The 4,039-nt window shown below is 63.2% G+C and carries 5 protein-coding genes and 1 other RNA gene; 4 read left to right on the top strand and 2 right to left on the bottom strand.

What is annotated here, in order from left to right; genetic code table 11:
• On the bottom strand, positions 1-413 hold a 413-nt coding region (locus WA702_RS15135), incomplete at its 3' end, for an SspB family protein (protein ID WP_425111341.1).
• A gap of 197 nt (positions 414-610) precedes the next feature.
• Positions 611-965, bottom strand: a transfer-messenger RNA (tmRNA) gene (gene ssrA / locus WA702_RS15130).
• 122 nt (positions 966-1,087) lie between these two features.
• Between ssrA and WA702_RS15125 the strand changes: the two genes are divergently transcribed.
• From WA702_RS15125 to WA702_RS15110, 4 genes are all read left to right on the top strand, one after another.
• Positions 1,088-1,684: a chromate transporter gene (locus WA702_RS15125; RefSeq protein WP_425111340.1), complete on the top strand. Its 597-nt coding sequence runs from the start codon at positions 1,088-1,090 to the stop codon at positions 1,682-1,684.
• Complete coding sequence (locus WA702_RS15120; RefSeq protein WP_425111339.1) at positions 1,681-2,217, top strand: chromate transporter; 537 nt, start codon at positions 1,681-1,683, stop codon at positions 2,215-2,217. The genes WA702_RS15125 and WA702_RS15120 overlap by 4 nt, the downstream gene beginning before the upstream one ends.
• Positions 2,218-2,314: 97 nt before the next feature.
• On the top strand, positions 2,315-3,094 hold the full coding sequence (locus tag WA702_RS15115) for a tripartite tricarboxylate transporter TctB family protein (RefSeq protein ID WP_425111338.1): 780 nt from the start codon (positions 2,315-2,317) through the stop codon (positions 3,092-3,094).
• A gap of 7 nt (positions 3,095-3,101) precedes the next feature.
• A partial coding sequence (locus tag WA702_RS15110) for a tripartite tricarboxylate transporter permease (protein ID WP_425111337.1) occupies positions 3,102-4,039 on the top strand: 938 nt, incomplete at its 3' end.

The following is a 4,039-nucleotide window of genomic DNA, read 5'->3' as shown; positions in this document are numbered from 1 at the left end:
GCCGGGTCAGCAGCGGCCGGCAGCTTCGGCGTCGACGTTTCCGTCTCGGGGGGCGCATCGGACGGCTCGAACTGGAGGCCGAACTGCACGGACGGGTCGAAGAAGCTCTTGATGGCGTGGAAAGGCACCACGAGCCGTTCCGGGACGCCGCCGAACGACAGTCCGACCTCGAAGCGGTCCTCGGTCACGGTCAGATCCCAGAATTGGTGCTGCAGGATGATGGTCATTTCATCCGGGTATTGCGCCAGCAGCCGCGGAGAGATTTTGACGCCCTCGGCCTTCGACAGGAAGGTGATGAAGAAATGGTGCTCGCCCGGCAGGCCTTGGGCGGCGGCGTCGGTCAGCACCCGGCGCAGCACGCCACGCAATGCGTCGCGCGCCAAAACATCGTATCGAATGTGATCCGTCGCCATTGCCGATCCTGCCGTCCTCAAATCCTGTCGTATCGCAATCAAGGCTGGTCAACGAACCTGGTTGCCAGCAATCCGACTCGTGTTCCTGCCATCGTATCCCGGACGGATGCCAGCGTCAGCAGCCATTCCGGCCGATATCGCGCCTGTCTAGGGCAGAAATCCGGCAACCACGATCAGACGACGGCAAAAAGAAGAGAAGTGGAGGCTTCTGTTGCCAGGTGCCTCCGAACCCCGCCTAACGGAGCTTAACCCGTTAGGACTTTAAGATGGTTTTTCGGACTGCGTTACGCAGCCAGAGCAACCGGAGCAAAGTTGTCGTTGGCAACTATTGCAGTAGCCCGATAACGGCGGAACAATACCGGGAAAAAGCTCGCCCTTTACGCCCTCGTCGATCCTATTTCGCCCCCGCCGAAGCCCGCCACTTAGCGGGCTTTGGTGGAGGCGCCGGGTACCGCCCCCGGGTCCGAATGGTTTATTTCGACGGCGATTTATTTCCATAGCCGGCGAACCGGCGATCTGAATATAGGGGCCAATGGTTGAGAAAGACAGTCCCCAAGAGAGCGCACCCGCCGACAAAAATGTGGGCGGCCCGCGGAACTGAACGAATTGAGATGGCTCGCGACATTTCCCCGTCTTAAGCTTTTTCGTCCGTCCTTTCGTACCAGACGTTGGAAATGCCTCCTGAATCCGTCCCCGCGGAGCCTTCCTCGCCGGACCTGCACTCAGACCCGCCCAGCGTGATCGCGCTCTTCCTGGCATTCGCCAGGATGTCGCTGTCGGGCTTTGGCGGCGTGCTGGTGTTCGCGCGGCGCGCCATCGTCGACGAGCACCGCTGGATGACGGCGGACGAGTTCAACGAAACCTTTGCGCTCTGCCATTTCTTGCCGGGCCCGAACATCGTCAACCTCTCGCTGGTGTTCGGCTCGCGCTTTCGCGGCATCGTCGGCGGCGTGGCGGCATTTGCCGGTCTCGTCGGGCCGCCGATGCTGCTGGTGACGGCGCTTGCGGCCGTCTACAGCCATTTCGGCCAGGTCGAGGCGCTGCGGCGAGGACTGGCGGGGGTCTCCTGCGCCGCGATCGGGCTGCTGGTGTCCGCCATCATCCGGATGATGGCTCCGCTCTTGAAGAAGCGCGATGGGCTTGGCTTCGTCGTGACGGCCGCCGTCTTTGTCGCGATCGGGGTGTGGCAGTTGCCGTTGCCCGCCGTGCTGCTGGTCGCGGTCCCGATCAGCCTGGCCGTGACCTATGCCAAGATCCGGTGGACCTCATGAGCGGCGACGAGAATCCCCTGTTTCAGCTGTTCTGGACCTTCGCGGTGATCTCGCTGTTTGCGGTCGGCGGCGCCAACGCCGCGATCCCGGAGATGCACCGTATCGCCGTCGACGTTCACCATTGGATGGACGACAAGCAGTTCGCCGATGTGTTCGCGATCGCGCAATTGTCGCCTGGGCCAAATGTCCTGATCGTCACCCTGATCGGCTACGCGGTCGCGGGCGTGGCTGGAGCGGTGCTCTCGACCGTCGCGATGTGCGGTCCGACTGCTGTGCTCGCCTATTTTGTCAGCCGTTGGCTCCGGCATCCGCGAGAAGCGCGCTGGCCTGGAATCGTTCAGGCGGCACTGGTGCCGTTGTCGATCGGATTGATGGCCGCGAGCGCGCTGATCCTGACACGAGCGTCCGACAACAATTTGCCGGCGCTGCTGGTCACGCTCGGCGCCGCCTTGGTTGCATCGACGACCAAGCTCAATCCGCTATGGCTGTTGCTGGTCGGCGGTTGTCTGGGTTTCTCTGGCATTCTCGGATGAAAGCCATTACGCAAGCAGAGCGGCGCATCCACTGCATGGCACAACGATAAGCTGGAACGCAGTCACGGCCGAATGGCCTGGGAAGGGGAACATCGACATGGCCGAGACCACGAGCCATCTGCCGGACGGAGCGGCCGCTGCGCCAGGTTTGCGCAGCGCGACAGGGGCCTTGATCATTCTGCTGCTTGCCTTTGCGCCGCAGATCGTCGAACTTCTGATGTCTCTCGCCGGACTCGTCATCCCGCTGTCGGGACGCAATCCGTTGCAGGTGCTGTCGGGACACGGCTCGGCGCTGATCTTCGCGCTGCCGAGCCTCGTCGAGCAATATGCCGCGGGCAGCAAGGCATCGCTCTCATCAGATGTCCTGCTGACGCTGATCTACACCTATCCGCTGCTCGCCGTGGCGCTCTTCACCCTGCTGGTTCGGCCGCGGGCGCCGCAGGACTACTATGGCGGCGTCGTCCTGATGGCGATCGCGCTGTTTGCATTGTGGGCATCGAGCGACCTGCAGGGCATGCACGGCTTTTCGTTCGGCGCCGGCACCGCCCCGCGCATGTTCGGGCTGCTGCTGCTTGCGCTTGGCGCTGCGATTGCCACGATTGGCGTCGTCACCGACGGAGCGCAGCTTGCGACCTATCACTGGCGCGGCCCGCTGTTCGTGGCGCTTGCGGTCCTGGCCTTTGCGCTCTCGATCCGTCCGCTCGGGCTCATCGTCTCCGGTCTCGCGAGCTTCCTGATCGCGGCGCTCGGCACCCATGAGACACGCTGGGGCGAAACCTTGATCGTCGGCATCTGCCTGACCGTTGGCTGCGCGCTGTTATTCCCCTATGTGCTCGGATTGCCGATGCCGCTATTCCCGCATTTCCTGGTGCCGTGAGGACGCAATGGATTTGTTTGCCAATCTCGCTCACGGCTTCAACGTCGTCTTTCAGATTAGTTGGTGGTCGCCTTGGTGGCTCTACGGCATGTCGATCCCCATATGGGTCAACATCCTCATGTGCTTGATCGGTGCTCTCGTGGGTACGCTCGTTGGCGTATTGCCGGGCATCGGCACCGTCGCGACAGTAGCGATGCTATTGCCGATCACCTTCGGTCTGCCGCCGGTCGGTGCGCTGATCATGCTGGCCGGAATCTATTATGGCGCCCAATATGGCGGCTCAACCACCTCGATCCTGGTCAACATTCCCGGTGAAGCCACCTCGGTCGTGACCGCGCTCGACGGCTTCCAGATGGCGAAGCAGGGCCGGGCAGGCCCCGCGCTCGCGATCGCCGCGATCGGCTCGTTCTTTGCCGGCTGCGTCTCGACTGTCCTGATCGCCGTGCTCGGCGCACCGCTGACCAAGCTCGCGCTGGCGTTCGGGCCGGCCGAATATTTTTCGCTGATGGTGCTCGGCCTGATCTTCGCGGTGGTGCTGGCGAAGGGCTCCGTGCTGAAGGCGGTCGCGATGATCGTGCTTGGCCTGTTGCTCTCGATGGTCGGCTCCGACATCGAGACCGGTGCCTCGCGCATGGCCTTCAACATCCCCGAACTGGCCGACGGGCTCGGCTTCGCCACCGTAGCGATGGGCGTATTCGGCTTTGCCGAGATCATCCGCAACCTCGACGCCGGCGCCGAGATGGACCGCGATCTGGTGCAGCAGAAGATCACCGGCCTGATGCCGACCAAGAAGGACCTGATCGACTCCACGCCGGCGATTCTGCGCGGCACCGTCCTGGGGTCGATCCTCGGCATCCTGCCGGGCGGCGGTGCCGTCATCGCCTCCTTTGCCGCCTACACGCTGGAAAAGAAACTGGCGAAGAACCCGTCGCGGTTCGGCCGTGG

Source organism: Bradyrhizobium sp. (assembly GCF_049798375.1).
Classification (GTDB): domain Bacteria; phylum Pseudomonadota; class Alphaproteobacteria; order Rhizobiales; family Xanthobacteraceae; genus Bradyrhizobium.
Note: the sequence above shows the minus strand (reverse complement) of the source record. Positions and strands in the feature narration are given on the sequence as shown.